This window comes from Edaphobacter sp. HDX4 (genome assembly GCF_036877565.1).
Lineage (GTDB): Bacteria > Acidobacteriota > Terriglobia > Terriglobales > Acidobacteriaceae > Edaphobacter.
Genome location: NZ_JAEDXW010000012.1, coordinates 111,240 through 131,041 on the forward strand (window position 1 = coordinate 111,240; position 19,802 = coordinate 131,041).

The 19,802-nt window shown below is 58.0% G+C and carries 20 protein-coding genes and 1 riboswitch; of the genes, 8 read left to right on the plus strand and 12 right to left on the minus strand.

Annotated features, from left to right (window positions below; all coding sequences use genetic code 11):
• Positions 1-5 precede the first annotated feature (5 nt).
• From metE to JAO29_RS13050, 4 genes are all read right to left on the minus strand, one after another.
• Entirely contained in the window at positions 6-2,282 is a 2,277-nt protein-coding gene (metE, locus tag JAO29_RS13035; protein WP_334268663.1) for a 5-methyltetrahydropteroyltriglutamate--homocysteine S-methyltransferase, read from the minus strand.
• A gap of 143 nt (positions 2,283-2,425) precedes the next feature.
• Positions 2,426-2,567: riboswitch (cobalamin riboswitch) on the minus strand.
• Between the two features lie 111 nt (positions 2,568-2,678).
• Entirely contained in the window at positions 2,679-3,158 is a 480-nt protein-coding gene (locus JAO29_RS13040; RefSeq protein WP_334268664.1) for a nuclear transport factor 2 family protein, read from the minus strand.
• A 404-nt stretch (positions 3,159-3,562) separates the two neighbouring features.
• On the minus strand, positions 3,563-4,618 hold the full coding sequence (gene arsB, locus JAO29_RS13045) for an ACR3 family arsenite efflux transporter (RefSeq protein ID WP_334268665.1): 1,056 nt from the start codon (positions 4,616-4,618) through the stop codon (positions 3,563-3,565).
• Complete coding sequence (locus JAO29_RS13050) at positions 4,619-5,029, minus strand: ArsR/SmtB family transcription factor (RefSeq protein ID WP_334268666.1); 411 nt, start codon at positions 5,027-5,029, stop codon at positions 4,619-4,621. It abuts the gene before it with no gap.
• 73 nt (positions 5,030-5,102) lie between these two features.
• On the opposite strand from JAO29_RS13050, the gene arsM reads away from it, so the two are divergent.
• Both arsM and JAO29_RS13060 read left to right on the plus strand, forming a co-directional pair.
• On the plus strand, positions 5,103-5,996 hold the full coding sequence (gene arsM, locus JAO29_RS13055) for an arsenite methyltransferase (protein WP_334268667.1): 894 nt from the start codon (positions 5,103-5,105) through the stop codon (positions 5,994-5,996).
• A gap of 9 nt (positions 5,997-6,005) precedes the next feature.
• A complete protein-coding gene (locus JAO29_RS13060; protein ID WP_334268668.1) occupies positions 6,006-6,401 on the plus strand; it encodes an arsenate reductase ArsC in 396 nt (131 codons plus the stop codon).
• Positions 6,402-6,520: 119 nt separating this feature from the next.
• On the opposite strand, the gene JAO29_RS13065 is transcribed toward JAO29_RS13060, so the two are convergent.
• The 3 genes from JAO29_RS13065 to JAO29_RS13075 all read right to left on the minus strand — a co-directional run bounded on the left by JAO29_RS13065 (position 6,521) and on the right by JAO29_RS13075 (position 8,451).
• Positions 6,521-6,982 carry a DUF1569 domain-containing protein gene (locus JAO29_RS13065; protein WP_334268669.1) on the minus strand — a complete coding sequence of 154 codons (462 nt, stop codon included), beginning with the start codon at positions 6,980-6,982 and terminating at the stop codon, positions 6,521-6,523.
• A 97-nt stretch (positions 6,983-7,079) separates the two neighbouring features.
• A complete protein-coding gene (locus JAO29_RS13070; protein WP_334268670.1) occupies positions 7,080-7,571 on the minus strand; it encodes a VOC family protein in 492 nt (163 codons plus the stop codon).
• Positions 7,572-7,671: 100 nt separating this feature from the next.
• Complete coding sequence (locus JAO29_RS13075; protein ID WP_334268671.1) at positions 7,672-8,451, minus strand: VOC family protein; 780 nt, start codon at positions 8,449-8,451, stop codon at positions 7,672-7,674.
• A gap of 121 nt (positions 8,452-8,572) precedes the next feature.
• Here JAO29_RS13075 and JAO29_RS13080 point away from each other — a divergent pair, with 121 nt between their 5' ends.
• Complete coding sequence (locus JAO29_RS13080; protein WP_334268672.1) at positions 8,573-9,214, plus strand: TetR/AcrR family transcriptional regulator; 642 nt, start codon at positions 8,573-8,575, stop codon at positions 9,212-9,214.
• A 214-nt stretch (positions 9,215-9,428) separates the two neighbouring features.
• Positions 9,429-10,637, plus strand: a complete 1,209-nt coding sequence (locus JAO29_RS13085) for a serine hydrolase domain-containing protein (RefSeq protein WP_334268673.1) — start codon at positions 9,429-9,431, stop codon at positions 10,635-10,637.
• A gap of 247 nt (positions 10,638-10,884) precedes the next feature.
• On the opposite strand, the gene JAO29_RS13090 is transcribed toward JAO29_RS13085, so the two are convergent.
• Entirely contained in the window at positions 10,885-11,220 is a 336-nt protein-coding gene (locus JAO29_RS13090; RefSeq protein ID WP_334268674.1) for a winged helix-turn-helix transcriptional regulator, read from the minus strand.
• 94 nt (positions 11,221-11,314) lie between these two features.
• Between JAO29_RS13090 and JAO29_RS13095 the strand changes: the two genes are divergently transcribed.
• Positions 11,315-11,746: a hypothetical protein gene (locus JAO29_RS13095; RefSeq protein ID WP_334268675.1), complete on the plus strand. Its 432-nt coding sequence runs from the start codon at positions 11,315-11,317 to the stop codon at positions 11,744-11,746.
• Between the two features lie 194 nt (positions 11,747-11,940).
• Entirely contained in the window at positions 11,941-12,990 is a 1,050-nt protein-coding gene (locus tag JAO29_RS13100; RefSeq protein ID WP_334268676.1) for a mechanosensitive ion channel family protein, read from the plus strand.
• A 344-nt stretch (positions 12,991-13,334) separates the two neighbouring features.
• Here JAO29_RS13100 and hslU read toward each other — a convergent pair whose 3' ends face one another.
• Both hslU and hslV read right to left on the minus strand, forming a co-directional pair.
• On the minus strand, positions 13,335-14,918 hold the full coding sequence (gene hslU / locus JAO29_RS13105) for an ATP-dependent protease ATPase subunit HslU (RefSeq protein ID WP_334268677.1): 1,584 nt from the start codon (positions 14,916-14,918) through the stop codon (positions 13,335-13,337).
• A gap of 84 nt (positions 14,919-15,002) precedes the next feature.
• The gene (gene hslV, locus JAO29_RS13110; RefSeq protein WP_442886388.1) at positions 15,003-15,638 is read right to left on the minus strand and encodes an ATP-dependent protease subunit HslV; all 636 of its coding nucleotides are present in this window, start codon (positions 15,636-15,638) and stop codon (positions 15,003-15,005) included.
• Positions 15,639-15,772: 134 nt separating this feature from the next.
• Between hslV and JAO29_RS13115 the strand changes: the two genes are divergently transcribed.
• Positions 15,773-16,243, plus strand: a complete 471-nt coding sequence (locus tag JAO29_RS13115; protein ID WP_334268678.1) for a DUF3592 domain-containing protein — start codon at positions 15,773-15,775, stop codon at positions 16,241-16,243.
• Between the two features lie 44 nt (positions 16,244-16,287).
• Positions 16,288-17,229 (plus strand): cation diffusion facilitator family transporter, encoded by a 942-nt coding sequence (locus JAO29_RS13120; protein ID WP_334268679.1) that lies wholly within the window; start codon positions 16,288-16,290, stop codon positions 17,227-17,229.
• A gap of 33 nt (positions 17,230-17,262) precedes the next feature.
• On the opposite strand, the gene JAO29_RS13125 is transcribed toward JAO29_RS13120, so the two are convergent.
• Together JAO29_RS13125 and JAO29_RS13130 are read right to left on the minus strand one after the other, a co-directional pair.
• On the minus strand, positions 17,263-18,420 hold the full coding sequence (locus tag JAO29_RS13125) for an acyltransferase family protein (protein WP_334268680.1): 1,158 nt from the start codon (positions 18,418-18,420) through the stop codon (positions 17,263-17,265).
• A gap of 125 nt (positions 18,421-18,545) precedes the next feature.
• Positions 18,546-19,691 (minus strand): acyltransferase family protein, encoded by a 1,146-nt coding sequence (locus JAO29_RS13130; protein ID WP_334268681.1) that lies wholly within the window; start codon positions 19,689-19,691, stop codon positions 18,546-18,548.
• Positions 19,692-19,802 lie beyond the last annotated feature (111 nt).

Below are 19,802 nucleotides of genomic sequence, written 5' to 3' on the forward strand. Positions count from 1 at the left end.
TCTTGCTAACGGGGCATTGCGGAGCGAGCAGATGCAGCGGCCTGGCACATGTTCTTGAGTGCGAGGATGGTTTCGGGCCAGGCACGCGTCTTCAGGCCGCAATCGGGATTGACCCAGATCTGTTCCGGCTTGAAGACATCGATTGCCAGGCCGAGAAGCTCGCGCATCTCTTCCGCCGAGGGAACACGCGGTGAGTGTATGTCATACACGCCGGGGCCGATCTCGCTGGGGTAGCTGTGGGCACGAAAGGCCTGGAGCAACTCCATCCGGGAACGCGCAGATTCCATGGAGATGACGTCTGCATCGAGTGCGGCGATCGACGGAAGAACATCCTCAAATTCGCAGTAGCACATGTGGGTGTGAATCTGCGTACGATCGCTTACAGCGCTGGTGGCGAGACGGAACGCCTTCACGGCCCAGTCGAGATACTGCTCGCGGTCTGAGTTCCGTAAGGGCAGACCCTCGCGGAGTGCCGGTTCATCTACTTGAATGATGCCGATGCCTGCCGACTCCAGGTCTTTGACCTCAGAACGCAGAGCGAGTGCGATCTGCCAGGCGGTCTGCTGTCGAGGGATGTCGTTGCGTACGAAGGACCACTGCAGCATGGTGATCGGTCCGGTGAGCATTCCCTTCATCGGGCGAGAGGTGAGTGAGCGGGCATAGTCTGTCCACTTCACCGTCATTGGCCGGAGACGAGACACGTCGCCAAAGATGATGGGTGGTTTGACACAGCGTGAGCCATAGCTCTGTACCCAGCCATTCTCCGTGAAGAGAAAGCCTTCGAGATACTCGGCGAAGTACTCCACCATGTCATTCCGCTCGAACTCGCCGTGAACCAGAACGTCGAGCCCGATCTCTTCCTGCTGGCGGATGCAGCTCTCGATGGCTTCGCGGAGAAATGCCTCGTAGGATTCCGTCGTCTCGCGTCCGTGCTTGTGCGCGGCGCGACGCCTGCGTACTTCAGCGGTCTGAGGGAATGAGCCGATGGTGGTCGTGGGGAACAGCGGCAGTTGAAGTTCGGCGCGCTGGGCCAGGGTGCGTTGGCTGTAAGGCGAGATGCGAGCGAAGTCGCTCTCGGAGAGGGCTCCCAGCTGCTGGCGTACTTCGCGATCGGTAGAGGATTCAGCCGCCTCGCGATCTGCGATGGCTATGGCGTTCGCGATGGCTGCCGCCTCATCGGAGTTTGCAAGTGCTATGACTTCGGCGAGCTTCTCCTCCGCGAAGCGCAGCCATCCTTTGACACGAGCGGGAAGGTTGGTTTCGCTGCGCAGATCGTGCGGCACATGCAGCAGCGAGCACGAGGGCGCGAGGATGACACGCTCAGGACCGAGCCTGGAGACCGCCTCAGCGATAAAGCTCTTCGCGATGGCGAAGTCGGTGAGCCAGACATTGCGCCCTTCCACGCAGCCGAGGCTGAGCACCTGTCGCGGCGCGAGTGCCGGAAGAACGTCCTGCAGCTGCTCCGGTGCACGTACGAGGTCGATATGAATGCCTGCCGTATTGGATTCGACAGCGAGCGGCAGATTGTCGCCCACGCGGTCAAAGTAGGTCGTCAGCATCAGCTTGACGGGACTCTGCGTCAGATCCGCGTAGGCTTTCCTGAAGAATCCGGCGGCGCTGTCGGGCAGATCGGTCGCGAGGATGGGTTCGTCGATCTGCACCCACTCCACCTTCTGCTCTGCGAGGGCTGCAAGCACGGTTTTGTAGGCCGCGATCAACTTCTCCGCGAGTGTGAATGGATCGAATCCGTCGGCGCCTTTTCCAAGCAGGAGAAGGGTGAGCGGCCCGATGAGAACAGGGCGAGTCTCAATGCCGAGAACACGAGCCTCCGTGATCTCATTGAAAATCTTTGTGAGGTCGACGGAGAACGGCAGCGATGCGCTCCATTCCGGCACGAGGTAGTGGTAGTTGGTATCGAACCACTTCGTCATCTCCATCGCGGTCTGCTCTTTATTGTTCCGCGCCATCGCGAAGTACCGTTCGAGCGTCACGGATCCGCTGCCGAAACGAGCGGGTGTGGCGCCAAGCAGGACCAGCATGTCGAGCACCTGGTCGTAGAGCGTGAAGTCGTTGGACGGAATGAAGTCGAGCCCGATGGCCTGCTGGAGCCTCCAGTGTTCTGCGCGAAGCGTTGCCGCTGTTTCAAGAAGCTCGCTCTCAATCTGCTTACCAGACCAGAAGCCCTCAAGGGCGAACTTCAGTTCACGCTGCCTTCCTATACGGGGAAAGCCGAGATTGGCTGTCTTGAGCCTGGGGAATGTGTTTACTGCACCTGCGATCATCCTGGTTCTCTCCTTGGTACCTGAGGGAACCACCCATGCGCAGGCATGCCTCAGCGCACACGGCGCGTTAGCAAGCGATGGTCACCGATCCAATCCACGAGAGCGGTAGGCCTCAGCGCACACACGGTCAGCGTCCAGCGCTTCCATGGTGGTGGCGGCAGGTTGGTGTTCGGACTCTGGGATGAATGATCCCATTACCGTTGCGGGACAGCGCCGGACTCGAACCGGCTTCCCCATTTAACAGGCCTTTCGAAGTACGGCCTGACCTGCACATGAAAAGTTTACCGGATGGTAAGCGTTCGTTGATGGATTTACAGATTTAGACGGGCTTTAGGAAAACAGGCAGGGAGCAAGCATGGAGCAGAGCATTCCCGTCCTGCGGCAACGGTCGAGAGGCTATTTCACCAGCAAGCCGTGATTGTGTTCATAGCTGATCACGCGTGTCACCTTCCACGCACCGTCCTTGTTCTGCCACAAGGTTATAAATCTGGCGTCCCCCACGCCGTCCTCGGGGCGGCCAGGGTGGTGGAACCGATGTATCCCAATCTCAACGGCTCCGTAACCTTTCAGCGGATACACTTCAAGGGTTTGCGGGAGCAGTTCCCGCTCCACCTTTCCGCATATGTTCTGCTTGATCGCGGTGAGAAAGGGTGCTTTCCCGACCGACAGTCCTGTCTGGTCGTGGTAGAACTCCAGGTCATCGGAGACCATCGCTCCCAGCGTCGTCAGGTCGCAGTGGTTATACGCATCGAAGAGTTTGGCGTCCAAGGATTTTACGGTGAGGAACAAGGCGTCAGGCTGGGTTCCGGATTGGGCTTGTGCACACACGCCTCCAATACCTGCCAGGAACAGCAGCAAAAGATGAAGTCTCTTCATGTAGAAAACCCTCTCTGCGAAAACGCACGCAAGGGTTAGTACGAGTGGCAGGTGGAAGTTGTTCCCAGCATTACGTGGCATAGCAGGTTGTGGGAAGGACATCATGGCGACATTGGCGGATACACGCCACCATCGACCTTGGAGGCTGCACCCGCTCGATGTAGCAGGAGGGGCGGGGCGCCTCTGATGCGGGGTTCTGCTGTGAGAGACTTGCGCTTGCCCGGTCCTACACTTGTCGTGACGAAGTTGCGCCATGTGCAGTGAGCCCGATATGTGCGGATCTGGTTCGTATGGCACGAGCCCACCTCACCGCGAACAATGGCTGATGATGCTGAACGCTGTGGCGGAAATTGCGAGGTCGGTGATCATAAGCTGACTGTCGAGACTAAATCCCTGAACCTCGACTAGGCGAACAGTTTCTGCCGTAGCCAAAATGCGACGTTCACCAGTCCGATTAGCGCCGGCACTTCGATCAGCGGGCCTACCACCCCAACGAACGCTTCCCCGGAGCTCAATCCGAAGACCGAGACCGCAACAGCAATCGCCAGCTCGAAGTTGTTCCCGGCTGCTGTAAATGAAAGCGCGGCGGATCGCGCGTAGTCCGCACCCAACCTCTTACCCATCCAGAAGCTCACCAGAAACATCACGAGGAAATAGACGACCAGAGGCACGGCGATCTTTACCACGTCCAGAGGCAGCCGCACAATCAAGTCGCCTTTGAGGGAAAACATGACGAGGATGGTGAAGAGCAGCGCGATAAGCGTTAGCGGGCTTATGAGCGGCACGAAGCGCGTTCGATACCATTCTTCACTCTTTGCGCGGATGAGCACGTACCGGGTGAGAAAGCCCGACGCGAACGGCACGCCGAGATACAGACTGACGCTCTTCGCTATCTGCCCGATGCCAACCTGCACAACGCTTCCTTGCAGCCCTAGCCACTTCGGAAGAACGGTGAGGAAGAGCCACGCGTAGATGCTGTAGAAGAGCACCTGGAAGACACTATTAATTGCCACCAGCCCGGCAACGTAGTCCGTGTCGCCTTCTGCAAGCTCGTTCCAAACCAGCACCATCGCAATGCACCGGGCAATCCCGATCAAGATGAGGCCACGCATGTAGGCAGGCTCGCTCCGTAGGAACAGGACAGCCAGCGCGAACATGAGCACCGGGCCGATGAGCCAATTTTGCACCAGCGACAGCCCCAGAACCCGCTTGTTGCGGAAGACCTCCCCCAGCTTTTCATAGCGAACCTTCGCCAGCGGTGGGAACATCATCACGATTAAGCCGATGGCAATAGGAATATTCGTCGTGCCGGTCTGGAAGCGGTTGACGAAGGCAGCGGAACCGGGGACGAAGTGACCGATGCTCACGCCTGCGGCCATTGCGAGGAATATCCAGAGCGTGAGGAAACGGTCCAGAAAAGACAGGCGCTTACGTTGCGCCGGAGCACATGTGGTGGCCATTTAGCAGGACTCGCAGTTCTGCTCAGAGACGGTGGCAGGAAGCGGGGCACCATCCAGTGCGTACTTCGCGGGAGAGCAGCAAGCCCTAGTGAGTCGCGCCCGGTCTGCCACCATCGCCTTGTCTTCCTTCAGCCAATCGAGCGTCTGCCGGAGTATCTGCGATGCCCCGATGTGTGGCGGCATGACGATGCGATAGTGCATCCACTTGCCCTCGCGGCGGGCTGACACGATGCCCGCGCTGCGCAGATAGGCGAGATGGCGGGATATTTTTGGCTGAGGGCCGCCCAGTATCTCCACGAAGTAGCAGACGCACACTTCCTGATCTCCCATCAGATTGAGCAGCCGGAGGCGGGTGTTGTCCCCGAGAGCCTGAAAGAACTGTTCCATGTCAAACTGCGTTTGACGAGCCATGTTTTATATATACGCGTTGACGAATGTGAAGGCAATGAATATATTCACCTTTACGTATATGAGGTGAAAAGGCATGGCAGAGATTCTTGATGCAGTCCGCTCGAAGTATGGCGCGGTGGCAGAGTCCACTCTCTCCAGCAACTACGAGGGCGTGAAGGCTGTAGCCGAGGCGTTCGGCTACTCCGCAGAAGAGCTAACCTCCATTCCCGCAGAAGCCAACATGGGGTTATCGTGCGGCAACCCTACGGCGATCGCTCACCTGAGACCGGGGGAGGTGGTCGTCGATCTTGGCAGTGGGGGCGGGCTAGATGTGTTCCTTGCGGCGAAGATGGTAGGGGAAGAGGGTCGCGCCATCGGCATTGACATGACTCCTGCCATGATCGAACGCGCAAGAGCGAACGCGACGTCGGGCGGATATACCAATGTGGAGTTCTATCAATCCACTATCGACAGCATTCCCTTGGCAGATGCTTCAGTCGATTGCGTCATCTCAAATTGCGTTCTCAACCTCGCACCAGATAAGCCCGCTGTCTTCCGTGAAATCGCCCGCATCCTCAAACCGGGCGGTCGCCTTGCCGTCAGTGATATCGCGCTGAAGAGTGAGCTGCCCGAAGCCATCGCCCGCAGCATGGCGGCATACGTCGGCTGCATCGCTGGCGCTATTAGCAGGGAGGACTACCGTGCCGGGTTGATGTCTGCCGGATTCGAACATGTTGAGATCGTGGATAGCGGGAAAGACTTGAATGCTTATACAAAGGTAGAGAACCAATTGGGCTGCTGCACTCCTGCGATGGAAGAAGGTTCTTGCTGCACCCCGGCATCTGATACGCCCACGCTTCATGAGGAGCTGTCCGATCTTCTGAGCAAATACGACGTGAACGAAGCCGCTGCCAGCGTAAAGGTCTACGCCATCAAGCCACAGTCCACGGCAACAGCTACATGCTGCGGACCGAGCTGCTGCTCCTAAGGGAACGCCATGTTGGTTATATTTGCTTGCGTACATAATGCGGGGCGGTCCCAGATGGCTGCCGCGTTCTTCAATCAGCTTGCAGACCCTGATAAGGCGCAAGCGGTGTCAGCAGGCACAGAACCGGGTGAGCGTGTCCATCCTGAAGTCATGGCCGTGATGCGGGAAGTCGGCATCGACCTTAGCTACGCCATGCCCCAGAGACTTACTGAGGAACTGGCGAGGGAGGCTCAACTTCTGATCACAATGGGTTGCGGTGATACATGCCCGTACGTCCCGGGTCTCCCTCGTGACGACTGGCCTCTACGTGACCCGAAAGGGCTGCCCATAGAGGAAGTGCGGGCAATACGGGATGAGGTAAAGGGGCGGGTAACCGATCTTCTGGGGCGAGAGGGGTTCTGTTGATCCTGCTAAACGCGCTTTTCGTCATCTGGACACTTGCCGAAATTATTCCGGAAATCCGACTTGCCGTTATCGAATGTAATGGCGAAGCCGTTCTTGCGAATCCGGGTGTACGTACCGCGTTAGACGCCGAACTGCCGCAAGTGATGGTCGATGTGTTTGTACATGAGAATGGCCCACTGCTGCGGGCTTAGTGGACCGAAGAAGGGGTGTGGCGAGCGGGAGCAGCACGCAGGGCCTCGACTGGCAAAGCTGCCGATTGCTGCGCTGAGCCTGGAGCGTTCGCTCTCAAGTTCGCACTTTGCCGGATCCCCAGAGAACAGCTCCGGCGATGAGGGCGAGTTGCGGCGCATCGGCGTGTCATCGCGGAAGACCAGCGGTTTAACGAGCCGGCCAATCAGGGGCGCAGGAAATGACGCACGTCTGGGATTGATGATACCTGTCGCCATGTCTATGCCCGAGGTGCAGTGGGCGAGCGTTTGAGCGACAGTCATGCTGCCCCACTGCCGCTCGCTCTCAGGTCCTAGTCGCAGAATGCGCCGGTTAACGTCCTCTACCCAGATTGGATCGAACAGGTCCTTCATCGCAGCTGTCTCCATTGCAAGTAGAGGTTTGAGCACAGAGTTTCGAATGTAATTCGATACCGGCAAGCGCCACGCATTCAATACTTATGCGGGCTCATCAGTCGGGCTTGGCGGCGCGTGCAGCCTCGATCGCGGCGATGTCGATCTTCCGCATGGTCATCATTGCATTCATCGCCCGCTTAGCTGCAGCCCGATCCGAATCCTGCGTGGCCGCAAGCAATGCCCGCGGCGTGATCTGCCACGAAAAGCCCCAGCGATCCTTGCACCAACCGCACATGCTTTCCTGGCCGCCGTTGGTGACAATCGCGTTCCACAGGCGGTCGGTCTCGGCCTGGTCTTCGGTCAGGAAAATGAAGCTGACCGCTTCGTTGGGGACGAACTTCGGACCGCCGTTGAGCCCCAGGAAATTGCGCCCGCAGACAGTGAATTTAACGATCAGTTCCTGGCCCTCCGGGCCGGATGGCGTGTCCGTGGGTGATGCGCTGGCTTCACCAATGTGGCTGTCGGGGAAGGTGGCGGCATAGAACTCGGCTGCTTCGCGGGCTTTCCCGTGGTCGAACCACAGGCAGGTGATCATCTTCTCGGACATCGTATTTTTCTCCTCTCAGCTTCTCAAGCTTCGCTGCAAGTTCTGCGGCCGTTCTTCTGGAAGAGGAGAACGGTTTCGCCGGACATCAAGTACATCGCGGTTACGATTTTGGCCCCTGCATCAAGGCAAAGTGGCCGTCCTGATCGTCCGTGGCCTGCAGGATGCGTGAGCCTCCAGGCACGTCCATTGGAGGCAAAACCACCTTACCGCCGGCTTCGATCACTCGTTGCTGGGCAGCCTCAATGTCGTCGACGGTGAAGTAGAACTGCCAGTGCGGCGGAATACCTTCGGGCATGCCGGGGCCTGTACGGTTCATCATTCCTCCGGTATAGAGAGGCTTGTCGGTCCGGAAGGTCTGGTAGGTTCCCATGGGTCCCATGTCGTGCGCTAAATCTTTCTGCCAGCCGTAGTGCCTGGAGTAGTAGTCGAATGCTTTTGCTGCATCATCGGTGAGCAGTTCATGCCAGCCCACATTGCCCACCGCCATCTGATCGAGACGCGGCGGAGCATCCTGCTTGCCGGGTTCGAAGAGTAAGTACTTCACCTTTTGCGGATCGAGCACGACTGCGAAACGGCCCACGCCAGGGATGTCCTGAGCAGATTTCACGATGGTCCCGCCGTCTGCTGTTACCGCGTTCAGCTCTTTATCAAGATTCGCGGTGTGGATGTGGCCCACCCACTGAGTAGGAAGCTCAGGCGCGCCCGCGCCAGCCCAGGTCATCATGCCTCCAACATCTTTGCCGTCTTTACCGAAGATCATGTAGGTAAAACCAGGCATACCGGCGTCCTTGATATCCCAACCAACTACCTTTTTGTAGAAGCTGACTGCCTTGTCCATGTCATTGGTTACGAGTTCGTACCAGATGAATCCGTCTGCCATTGCGCACCTTCCGTTTCGCGATGTATCAGCACCAAGTAAACATCGTCCACATACGCTACCACCGAAAGTGGACGCTGTCCACACGAACCCTCCCCGAGATACACTCTTCCTTGAATACACGATGAAAAAGAACGTCACCCCTGAGAAACGCAAGACTTTTCGTCATGGCGACCTGCGCAATGCGCTCGTAAGAGCAGGACTCGAAATGGCGCGAGCTGGAGGCCCCGATGCGGTTGTCCTGCGAGAGGCGACTCGGCAGGCGGGTGTCTCTCCGAATGCGGCTTACAGACACTTCGCTGGACAGGCTGACCTGTTGGATGCGGTGCGGTCGGCATGTCTGTCACGGGTCGCGGCGGCAATTGAAGATGAGTTGAAAAAGTGCCGTCCAGGAAGCAATCCCCAAGTATTTGCACGAAAGAGCCTACGTGCAGTGGGCATGGGGTACTTAGGATTCGCAATGAGGGAGCCGGGCATGTTTCGTACAGCTTTCTCAGTTCCACCGCCGGTTCATTCCCCTGATCCGGCAAATACGGCGTCGATGGGGCTGAACCCGTTTCAGCTGCTTTCGCTGGCTCTGGATCGCATGCAGGAGAGCGGCTTGCTTAGCAAGAAGGATCGCAAAGGTGCAGAGTACCTTGCGTGGTCGACGGTTCATGGGCTGGCACTTCTGGTGCTTGAGGGGCCGCTGCACGCGATGCCGCCACAAATGGTTCTGGCGCTGGGAGAGCGGTTGGTTGTCATGGTGGAACGTGGTCTGAGCTAACGGAACCGGACTGCCCCGAGCTTATCTTTGAAGGCGCTATAAGTCTCACAAACAGGTATCTCAGCCTCAGAGGATCGCTACCGCGATGCATAAATCTGATACCGATGCGATGGCGGGGTATGTGGCGGTGAGGTGTTTGGGTTTTCCAGGGAACTGGGCACAATTTTTGGCGTTTTAAGATCTTCTATCGCTGTACGCTAGAATCTCGCTCACGATGAACAGTTCACACTTGAAGCCTGCATTGCTCGCTGCGCTTGTGGTTTTAATTACCGTGGACGCGCTGGCGCAAAAGGCCACACACACTCTTCCAGGTGGAACCGCCATCGACGCAGAGGTGAGGCACGTGATGGCTCGCACGCATGCGAACGGTCTCGCTATCGCTCTCATCGATCATGGCAAGGTCGGCTATGTACAGGCCTACGGTATTCGCAATGCTAAAGGTGAACCGCTCACCACGGACACGGTGATGTACGGAGCCTCGCTTACCAAGATGGTCTTTAGCTATCACGTGCTGCAGCTGGTCGATCAGGGCAAGCTCAAGCTTGATACGCCGATCAAAGATGATCTTGAAAAACCACTAATCGAATACGGCTCCCATTCCGATGAGAAGTTTCTCAGCAAGTACGGGCCGTATACCGATCTTGCCGGCGATCCGCGCTGGGAGAAGATCACGCCGCGCATGACCCTCACGCATTCGACGGGATTCGCAAACTTCTGGTTCATCGAGCCCGACCAGAAGCTGCGCATTCACTTCGATCCCGGCACCCGCTTCAGCTATTCCGGCGAAGGTCTGAGTCTGCTGCAGTTCGCCATCGAGCACGGCAAGCAGTCGCAGGGTCTGGGCGTTGACATGGACGATCTGACCACGGCGAGTTTCGACCGCCTTGGCATGACGCGCACGCGCCTGATGTGGCGGCCCGACTTTGCTGCCAGCCTTGCCGATGGTTGGAACGATAAGGGCCAGCCGCTGCCCCATGATGAACGCAGCAAGGTGCGCGTAGCAGGATCGATGGATACCACCATCGCCGACATCTCGAAGTTCGTCGCGGCCCTTGTGCGTGGCGATGGACTCAGCACGGCCTCTCGCAGGGAGATGACGAAGCCGCAGCTCAAGATCACCACAGCGCACCAGTTCCCCAACTTTGCAGCTTCGCTTCCCGTAAGCGAGCGACGCAAAGATCTGTACGCGGGACTTGGCATCGTCGTATTCGATGGACCGCAGGGACACGGCTTCTTCAAAGGCGGACACAACGAGCAGACAGCCAACACCGTCGTTTGCCTCGAAAAGAGTCTGCGGTGCGTGGTCATTCTCTCGAACGATGTTCGGGCGGAGGCAGGCTTCGCTGAACTGGTTAAGTTCATCCTCGGCGATACAGGCGTGCCCTACGACTGGGAGTACGGAGACTACGCCGGAAAGTCCTAGAGGCTCTTTTCGCTCGTAAAAAGATCGCTTGCAGCATCGGGGCACCGCATGGTCGGGAGACTTGATTTTGGAGGGTCGGGCGATTGTTAGAAATGTCCAGATGGCGTCTTCATGCCGCGGACATCAGTTTAGACCAACATGCATTTGGTAGGAGAGGATCGCCACGGAGGTTTGACTTCCCGTACTTATCGGGTGACCGCATCGCAGGTTTGTGGAAGGATGAGCACGCAGGATTCTCCGCGAGCGCTCAGGCCGGACGCTCGCGTTTGAGGTGCTCTCTGCCCCATGTGCAGAGAACGTCCAACACGGGAACCAACGTCATCCCATACGGCGTCAGCGAGTACCGCACTCGCAGAGGCAAGCCTTGTTCTTGATGCCGGTCGAGAATGCCACTCTCAGTCATGTCTCGGAGATGCCGGAGGAGCATCCGTTCTGTGATCTCAGGGATACTCTTCCGCAGTTCGCTCGTTCTCATCGGCCCATCCAGCAATCGCCATAGGATGGTGCCCTTCCATCTCCCGTCGATCACGCTAAGCGTGACATCGATCGGGCATGGCGAGATCTCCTTCTTCGAGACGCCCATAGTGTTGTATCCACTGACAACTTTGTCAGTGCTCCTTTTTGTATCAGTGCCAATTGGATGGCATCTGAAGCCAAGGAGTCAATAGGAGCCGCTCATGCACTTGTTCAACATGGCCACTGACTTTTTCATTCTCACGTTGGTCGGCGTCGAGTTCTCTGTCTCTGCCTTCGTAAACCCCGCCGCATCGCGACTTGATCCCGAAGCACAGTTGAAGATGCTTGGCCGTTTCGCCTCCGTCCTTGGAAGGGTGATGCCGGTCTGGTATCCAGTCTGCACCTTAATGCTCGGCATTCAGACCTGGCTTCATTGGTACGCGCCGGGGCTCGGACTCCTGCTCACAGCGGATGCGATCTGGGTGCTTACTTCGGTGGTATCGATCTTTTTTCTGGTTCCACTGAATAGCCGCATCGCAGAAGGTGTTGCCGATTGGCAGCGGATACATCGGATCTGGGACAGGAGGCATCGCATGCGGATCGCCGCTCTCGCCATCGCAGCCCTTCTGCTCACAGACGTGCTCGTGTGCTGAGCGGGTTCCGACTCAGATCAATATTGGAAAGCGCACATGTGCGAAGTTGGACCGGTTATCAGGCCCAAGAGGCCTGAGACGGGTCACATAAGCCCACTTATGGGGAGTGATCCATTCCTCCACCCCCCGGGAAGGTCGATTCGGAGAAACAACCGGCTGGTGGAAGGAAGAGTGCCCGCGTATTGGACTGGTCTATGTCTCAAGCGACGGATCCGGCGGCGGAATGTTCCCCGAGCACGCGCCGCGCATCCAAAATCAACATGGCGGGTCCGTTCATCACTTTCACAGGCGAGCAGCATAATCTCACCATCGGTGGCGTCAAACTCCTGGGGATGGATCAAGGCAGCGTTCGGAAGCTTGTCTTCACGCTTATTTTTTTCGTCTTCCTGTTCGCTCTAAGCAAGTTGCTCCGCTGGTTCTCTCATCGCTTCGGAGGCACCCGGCAGAAGACCGCCTTCTGGGCCAGGCAGGGTATCAGCCTGACGACGTTCCTGGTTGCGGTCCTTGGCTTCTTCTCCATCTGGTTCGACAACCCGGCGCGGCTTGCGACCGGTTTCGGCCTTGTCTCGGCCGGACTCGCTTTTGCGCTGCAGAAGGTCGTTGCCAGTTTTGCCGGCTACTTCGTCATCTTGCGCGGAAAGACCTTCAATGTCGGTGATCGCATTAAGATGGGTCCGGTGCGCGGCGATGTGATAGCGCTGAATTTCATGCAGACCGTCATCATGGAGATGGGAGAGACGCCGGCGGAGCAGACCGAATCGCCGGGCATGTGGGTCGAGGCGCGCCAGTACTCCGGCCGTATCGTTACGGTCTCGAATTCACAGATATTCGACGACCCCGTCTATAACTACTCTCGCGATTTCCCCTATATCTGGGAGGAGATGCACTTCCCGATCTCCTTCAAAGACGATCGTTATAGGGCCGAAGCGATCATCCGGGACGCAATCACGCGTAACACCCGCGAGATCGCTAATCTTGCCGAACCTGAGCTCGCCCGCCTCAAGGAACGTTTCTTCATCACCGCAGCCGATATTAACCCGCATTCGTATATGCGCATCACGGATAACTGGATCGAGTTCACGTTTCGCTTTCTGGCTCCCGTGCAGAATGTTCGTGCCCTAAAGGACAGGATCAGTCGCGACATTATGGATGGCCTGGATGCTGCAGGAATCGGCATCGCTTCGGGGACATACGAGATCGTCGGCCTGCCGCCGATCCGCTTGGAGACGGATCGGGCTGGCTAGCCGCTATCAACGCTCGTTGAAGACGGTTTGGAACGCCTGCAATACGAGTTCTCTGTTCCGCTGCTCTGCTGGCGTTAACAATCGAAATGAGCGCCACGCCACGTGTGGATGCAATCAACGACATCTCCATCGCGAGGTTTGTAGCCGACCACCAGGTCGATTGCGGGGGGCGTCCCCTTTCAGAGGTCGGCTTGTCACCGGCCAAGTTGCAAAATTACGGGCATACATCGGGCGAGTCACGGTGAAAACAGGTTCAGCTTAGTCGCGGCCGGATGCTCTGATCATGTTGCGATGAAGCTACGCATGACCAGGGCACCCGATGTGCAGACCACAGTTGCCTCGAGTTAGAGGATGTAACGCGAGAGGTCCTGATCCTTGACGATGGAGGCGACCTGCTGGCGAACGTACTCCGGATCGACGACGATGACTTTTTCGCGAACGCCTGCAGTCTCGCGTTCAATGACGGGAAGAGGCGATGTTGGCGTGGCTCCATCAGCAGGCGCTGCAGCGTCGATCTGGGCGACAACCCCTTCTTCGGTAGCCTGGCTGCGGGGCGCTTTCATAAGGTCCGGAGCCTGGAAGCTGATCTCGTCGAGTACCCGCTCGAGGATGGTGTGAAGGCGGCGGGCGCCGATGTTCTCCGTGGTCTCGTTGACGCGGAAGGCGAACTGCGCCATCTCGGCGATGGCCTCCCTGGTGAACTCGAGCTTGAGGCCTTCGGTCTCGAGCAGGGCGACGGACTGTTTGACGAGTGAGGACTTGGGCTCGGTGAGGATGCGGACGAAGTCCTCGACGGTGAGCGACTGCAGCTCGACGCGGATGGGGAAGCGGCCCTGCAGCTCGGGGATGAGGTCGGAGGGTTTGGAGACGTGGAAGGCCCCCGCGGCGATGAAGAGGATGTGGTCGGTGGAGACCATACCGTACTTGGTGTTGACGGTCGTGCCTTCGACGATGGGGAGGATGTCGCGCTGGACGCCTTCGCGGGAGACGTCGGGGCCGTGGCCACCTTCGCGTCCGGCGATCTTGTCGATCTCGTCCAGGAAGACCATTCCGGAATCTTCGACGCGTTCGACGGCGAGGCGGGTGACCTGATCCATATCGATCAGGCGGCCCTCTTCTTCCTGGACCAGGTATTCGAAGGCCTCAGAGACCTTCATCTTGCGCTTCTTGGTGCGCTGTCCGAAGAGCCCCGGGATCATGTCTTTGAGGTTGATGTCCATCTCTTCGGTGCCCTGGTTGGTGATGATCTCGAAGCTGGGCTGGTTGCGGTCGCGCACATCCATCTCGACGATACGGTCGTCGAGCTTGCCTTCGCGGAACTGCTGGCGCAGTTTCTCGCGGGTTCGCTGCTCCCGGTCGCCGGGTTTCTCTTCGGCACCGACGGGAGTCTCCGGCATGCTGGCGGGAAGCTGGATGATATTCGTTCCCGGTTCGTGGGTTGCAGCAGCTGCGGTTGCTGCAGCCGGTGTTGGAGGCAGCAGAAGGTCCAGCAGACGATCTTCTGCAGAGAGCTCTGCCTTGTCCTCGACCTCTTCGAGTTTTTCTTCGCGAACCATGTCGATGGCGATCTCCACCAGGTCGCGGACGATGGATTCCACATCGCGGCCGACGTAGCCGACCTCGGTGAACTTGGAGGCCTCAACCTTGAGGAAGGGCGAGTTGGTGAGTTTGGCGAGCCGCCGGGCGATCTCGGTCTTTCCGACGCCGGTGGGCCCGATCATGATGATGTTCTTGGGCATGATCTCGTCGGCTAGATCGGGGGCAAGCTTTTGACGGCGCATGCGATTTCGCAGAGCTATGGCGACGGCGCGCTTGGCGGCCTTCTGACCGACGACATATTTATCCAGCTCGGCGACGATCTCGCGCGGAGTCATCTCGTCGAGTGCGAGTGCCTGGTCTTCTGCGGTTCCTGGAAGAAAGATTGCCATCAATAAAACTCCTGGCTTTCAGCTCAAGCTGAAAGCGAAATCAAACTATCTCGAAAGAGCCCGCGCTGCGAGCCGGGCGAGGGCCTAAGACGCTGATTTCAGTTCTTCGATCGTAAAGTTCTGATTGGTATAGATGCAGATGTCGCCCGCGATTTTCATGGACTTCTCTGCGATCTCCCGTGCGGACAGCGATGTATTTTCAAGCAGCGCACGTCCGGCTGCCAAAGCGAAACTGCCGCCGCTGCCGATGGCGCAGATGCCTTCGTCCGGGTCAATGACGTCGCCGGTTCCTGAGAGCATGAGGGTCTGCTTGACATCGGCCACGATGAGCAGGGCTTCGAGCTGGCGCAGCATCTTATCGGTTCGCCAGTCCTTTGCCAGTTCGACGGCGGCGCGGCTGAGGTTTCCGGCATACTGCTCGAGCTTGGTCTCGAAGCGGGCAAAGAGGGAGAAGGCATCCGCGGTAGAGCCGGCGAATCCGGCCAGAACCTTATCCTGGTAGAGCCTGCGAATCTTCTTGGCAGAGTGCTTCATCACGGTCGAGCCCATGGATACCTGGCCATCGGCGGCCATCACGACAGAATCCTCGCGCCGAACACAGACGACGGTAGTGGACCGGATGCGACGACCTTCAGCCAGATCGAGTGGATGAGCTGCAGAAGAGGATTTCAGCAGGGGGGAAGAGTCTCCAGGTGACGGAAAAACACGGTTTTTGCTCACATCTCAGTATATCGCCAGCCGTGCTGGAGAGGTCGGGTGGACCGGAATGGATCGGGAGAGGGGCCCCCAGGAGATATCGCGCAAACTCTTCATTGCAAGTGGCGTGACCTGGGCTATGCTTTGGCTAGACAGCCGTGTTGACGACAGTACCAGAGTATCTCTCGGTTCCTTTGCGCTCTCCGCGAAACGTGGTGGTGGCGGTTACTGCAGCCGCAGCGGTTGGAGGGCTTGCCTGGTACGTCTTCCGTCGTCCGCGACCTACAGCGGAAGAGATGGAACGCGCCCGAAGAGAGTTGCTGGCCACCCAGGGCCGGATCACCGATGGCAGCATCACCGAGACGCCTCTTCAGGATGAGGCGGATCCCACGCCGAAACTGATCCAGTACAACTACCGGATTGCAGGCGTTACCTACGAGGCTACCCAGGACGTGACCACGCTGAGTGAGCTGGTGCAGGACATCAGGACCGATCTTCCGATCCAGATTCGCTACGAGCCGCACAATCCGGCCAACAGCATCGTCGTAGCGGAAGGCTGGAGCGGACTTCGCCCTGGACCGCACCACCACCATCCGGAACCGAACCCGCCAACAACACAAAGCAGCTGAACTGACGTAGATGCGATAGGCCTCCGGAGACTACACTGGGGTCTATGCACATGGTCGCCACTCCCAACCGGCGAATGCAACGGGTCCTGAAGGTGTCCATGGGGCTGACCTTCGGGTATGTGCTGGCGACCTTTGTATTTGGCCTGCGCGCTCACTCGCTGGCGTTGATCTCAGAGGCCGGACATAACCTGAGCGATCTGCTTGCCATCATCCTGTCGTACGTGGCCGTCTATTTTCAGGCCCGTCCGGCGACGGATACAAAGACCTTTGGGTACCAGAGAGCGGGAGTTCTGGCGGCCTTCGTGAACGCGGCTACGCTGGTGGTGCTTTCGGTCTGGATAGCGGTAACGGCTGTGCAACGGCTGAATGCCCCGGTGGAGGTGCAGCCCCGGCTCATGATGGAGGTAGCAGTCGCCGGCGTCCTGATGAATGGAACGGTGGCGGCGCTGCTGTGGCGTTTCTCCGGGGATGTCAACATCCGCAGCGTCTTTCTGCACATGCTGGGCGATACGCTTTCGACGGCAGCAGTGATCGCCGGTGGAGCGGCAATCCTGTTTACCGGTATGAGCTGGGTCGATCCGGCGCTATCGCTGCTAATTGCGGCAATGATCCTCTGGAGTTCGATCGGAATTCTGCGCGAGACGCTGAACATTCTTCTGGAGGGAACGCCGCGCAACATGGAGCTGGAGGCCGTGCGCGAAGCTATGGCAGGGGTTTCCGGTGTCCTTGATGTTCATGATCTGCACATCTGGAGCCTCGGAGCACAGTCGCACGCGCTTGCCAGTCATGTCATGGTCCACGAGATGCCAGCGTCGGAGTGCGCGAGCATTCTTGCCCAGATCAATTGCCGGCTGCATGATCGCTTTCACATCACCCATACGACCATCCAGTTTGAGACGTCGGGCTGCGAGACCACCCATGGCTGCAGCTCACCACCGGAGCCGGAGACGGTGGCGCATGGGCATAGTCACGGCCACGCACACTGATGCTATAGCCGGCTAGCGTCCAAGACCTTAAATCTAGAGCGACTCTGCAACGGCGGGTTTTGTCGGTCGGTTGAGCACGTATTTCCGCAACGACATAATTGGAAGTTCTAACGCATAGCGGGAGATCAGCGTGAGCACGACGGTGATGACCAGAACGACTGCGATCCGCATGAAGTAGCCAGTCAGGTCGTCGGGCCGCAGCCGACCGTGGAAGTGGTCGTAGGCGTCGAGAACAAAGAGATGGAACATGTAGAACGCATAGCTGATGAGACCGAAAAAAGTAAGGACATGAGAGCGTAGCCAAAAGAGAGCCGGGTGTCCGGAGTATGCGACCGCGGTACCCACAAAGGCGGCGCAGCAGAAGGTGATCGCAGTCGCCCCGGTGGCCGTGAAAAAGGCGATGTGCCGGGGATCGGTCGGGATAAGCGAGCAGACGCCCACCAGAAGCAGACCGGTGCCAGCCATAGTGAGCAATGTTCCCTTTCTGGCCTTCAGGCCGACTCCCTCGCGCTGGCAGCGTTCGAGCATGCAGGCCAGCATAGCGCCGATCGCCAGGGCATCGCAGCACAGATAGGTATGCCAGTAGTTGTGGTGACCGAAGAAGGCGAAGATGTACCGCAATCCGATCACGCAGCAGATGATGGCGAACGCCCAGTGCCGGAGCGTAGCGACAGAACGCCTGCGAACCACGGTCGGCCACACGAGATAGAACTGCTCTTCTACCGCGAGAGACCAGAAACCGCCGACTGCCGTTACATGGAAGACATTGGCGAAGTTGGCGATAAAGAATACGCACAGCAGAACGAAGCGGTGGGAGTCGGGTATGAAGAAGAGAATCCCAAGCGCGCAGAGAGCGTAGAGAGGCAGGATGCGAAGTGCCCGCTTCCAGTAGAAGTCGCGATAGTAGTCCGGATTGTCCCGATCGCGGATGAGGATCGCGGTAATAAGGAATCCGGAGAGGACGAAGAAGACGTCGACGCCGATATCACCAAACCCTCCCAGCCAGTAAAGGTCCCGCACGACCGGGTTGGTCCAGGGAGCGATATCGAGGTTCGTGGCGCAGAGATGATGAAAAAAGACCATCAGGGCTGCGATGCCGCGGATGCCGTCAAGTTCAGGCAGATGGCCCAGCCTGGGAAAGCGGCTGCCACTCTTTTCCTGTGCATGTATCGTCGCGCCGCGATCCTTCAACGTGTTCTTTACCATCCTGTGTTTGTGACTAACTTAGAATTCCGGTGAGGAGTCCAGCAGGCCTGGAGCTCCGTCCTGAGAAGGAAGTGAGGCTGTCCTTCTCCTATTGCTACGCGCCCTATCGGCTAAGCGAAGTGTCGTTTCAGGCGGAGGAAACGACGTTCATAGAAGTTGTAGCTCAGCCATGCGACCGGAAGTGTAACCAGCAACCCGGCGACAAAGACGGCTGCATGCGATGCAGCTTTTCCATGGATATGCCTGTCGATCCATGGCATGTACAGGAAGCCGATCATCGGGTGAATGATGTAGATGCCATAGCTGTATTTGCCGAGCCACCGAAGGGGAGACAGGTCCATCACAGCTCCAGTCCTTGAGCCGGGACGGAGGGCCATGGCAATGAGAGAGGATCCTGCGACGGCAAGGACGGTGTAACCGAAGGTCGCAATGAGCGGGTTGTCCCAGTAAAAGCTGCCGCCCTTCAGTCCGATTGCGATGTAACAAAGCAGCGAGATCGAGAAGGTGAAAGGGGCTATGCGGAGGAGCCTTTCTTTGAGTCCTCCCCTGGCAGCCAGAGCCAGCCAAGCGCCAGCCAGCAGGGAATCTGCGCGACAAAAGGTGGACGTGTAGATCACCTTGTAACTGACGCCATGCAGGAAGAGAAAGGTTCGAAAGAACGGGACTGCTATGACGAGCCCTGCGGCGACCCACATGAGTTTACGACGGTCGCGAACCAGGACGACAATGATCGGCCAGATCAGATAGAACTGCTCTTCGGCTGCCAGAGACCACAGGTGACCGGTCAGGCTCTGGAGAAGAGCGGGCTGGCTTCCGTGCCACCAGAGCGCAGTGTTCTGCAGATAGACAAGGAGTAGATAGAACTGCCGTCCATCGGTCCAGGTTGGCCGGAGAATCAGGAAAATGATCAGCAGGACGCCGTAATAGAGAGGGAAGATACGAAGCGCACGGCGAGCGTAGAAGTTACGGAAGTAGTGCTTCTCACCGAGAGAATCGATGAGAATGCCGGTGATGAGAAATCCGGAGAGGGCAAAGAACAGGTCAACACCGATCCAGCCTGTTTGCTTGACTTTGAGAATCACATTGATCAGCAGAGAGCCTGTCGGCTTATCGTTCGACTGCAACAGATGAATCAGCAGAACCAACGCGATCGCTAATCCGCGGACGCCATCGAGCGCGCGAATGTGGGGCATCCGATGGTGTTGTGAAGTTGTCTTTTCGGACGAAGGAACTGTTACGGCTAACGTGTCGGCCATCCTAACTCAATCCTTTGCTGGCGGCACAACGCCTGTTTAGACAAGGATCGGGTGTAGTCCGTAGCCGTGGCCCTGTATCCTTCCATATCGTCAATGCAGCCCAAGGGAGAA